Annotated in this window: 1 protein-coding gene and 1 pseudogene; one reads left to right on the forward strand and one right to left on the reverse strand. The window is 50.0% G+C overall.

Annotation, left to right across the window (positions count from 1 at the left end):
• The first annotated feature begins 113 nt into the window (after positions 1 to 113).
• A complete protein-coding gene (locus tag JIN85_RS20420) occupies positions 114 to 1,205 on the forward strand; it encodes a DUF4062 domain-containing protein (RefSeq protein ID WP_200274332.1) in 1,092 nt (363 codons plus the stop codon).
• Between the two features lie 94 nt (positions 1,206 to 1,299).
• Here the strand turns inward: JIN85_RS20420 and JIN85_RS20425 are convergent.
• Positions 1,300 to 1,481, reverse strand: a pseudogene (locus tag JIN85_RS20425) (IS110 family transposase); the annotation flags it as partial.

Below are 1,481 nucleotides of genomic sequence, written 5' to 3' on the forward strand. Positions count from 1 at the left end.
GGAAGTCGGCCAGTCCAGAACAAGGCGGCACATCCGACGGCGACCAGCCTGATAGTTGACTTTGATGCTTCCATCCCGCCGCAGATGGCCTTATATGTTCGGCATAAGATAAAATGGAAAAGCGCTATCAGGTTTTCGTTTCATCCACGTTTCGCGATTTGATCGATGAACGCCAAGGAGCGTTAAAGGCGATTCTTGAATTGGATCACATGCCAGCAGGAATGGAGCTATTTCCCGCATCGGACGATTCGGCATGGCAGTTGATCAAGGATGTGATCGATTCGTCAGACTACTATGTCCTGCTTGTCGGGGGGCGATACGGCTCCCTAGATGAAGAAGGCATTAGTTACACAGAAAAGGAGTATGACTACGCGGTTTCCAAGAAGAAGCCTGTGATTCCCCTCCTCCACAAGAACCCAGATAATCTACCTCGCGACAAAACCGAAACGGCACCTCACGCTTGGAGCAAGCTTAAGACCTTTCGGCAAAAGGTTGAGAGCCACCATACATGCGTATATTGGGAAGCAGCAGAAGATCTGAGGGCAAAGCTGATTGTTGGCCTCACTGCCGCTGTGAAGAAGCGGCCTGCGGTTGGATGGGTGCGAGCCGATAATGTCCCGTCAGAAGCCACGCTTCGAGAAGTGCTGGAGCTGAAATCCAAATTGGCGAGAGCCGAAGAGAGTCTGGAGCAATTACGAACAGAAGCCCCACCAGGAACTGAAGATCTGATGCAGGGTGAGGATTCTTATCCGATGAAGGTTGGCTTTACCGTGCGAACGCAGGACTACACTCGGACTTCCTACACAGCAACAATCAAGCCCTCTTGGAATGAGATTTTTGGTGGGATAGCACCTGCTCTAATCAACGAAGCAGCTGATGGCAGTCTCCGCAATGCGTTTGCAAAATTTGTGGAGCGGTTCACCAAGGATACCTACCAGGACGACAAGGACATCAAAGGAAAGACCTTTGTTGATGTAAGCCACCACGATGCAAGTAACGACGTTGACACTTGCCTTGTTCAACTTCGCGCACTTGGCCTGATTAAAGAAAGCGACAAAAAGCGAAGCGTCACAGATACCGCTACCTATTGGAGACTAACTCCGTTCGGTGATCGTCAGATGGTTCAGCTCAGAGCACTACGACGAGAGCCTTCGCCGAGGAGGAAAAAAGAAAGAAAAGAGTCTGCGGGGGCCGGTGATGAGTAACAACAAAAATAGAGACGAACAAGATGCTGCGTTGAAAGATCAACCGTAAATTGAGTTTTTTGGGATTCTTTTGAATGGCTGAGGTCGGGTGTTTTTAGGTGGTTTGGAAGCCTCTTTTTTCGGGGTTGTAGGGTTCGCCGGATTTGAGGATGCCGTAAATTTGGTGAAGCAGTTCTCGCATGATGGCGATGATGATTTGCTTGGGCTTTTTGCCATTTTCCTGGAGCCGATCGGCGAAGGTTTTGAGCAAGGGGTTGTTGTTCCGAGCGGTCATGG

The sequence above is a fragment of the Luteolibacter pohnpeiensis genome, assembly GCF_016595435.1.
GTDB lineage: Bacteria > Verrucomicrobiota > Verrucomicrobiia > Verrucomicrobiales > Akkermansiaceae > Luteolibacter > Luteolibacter pohnpeiensis.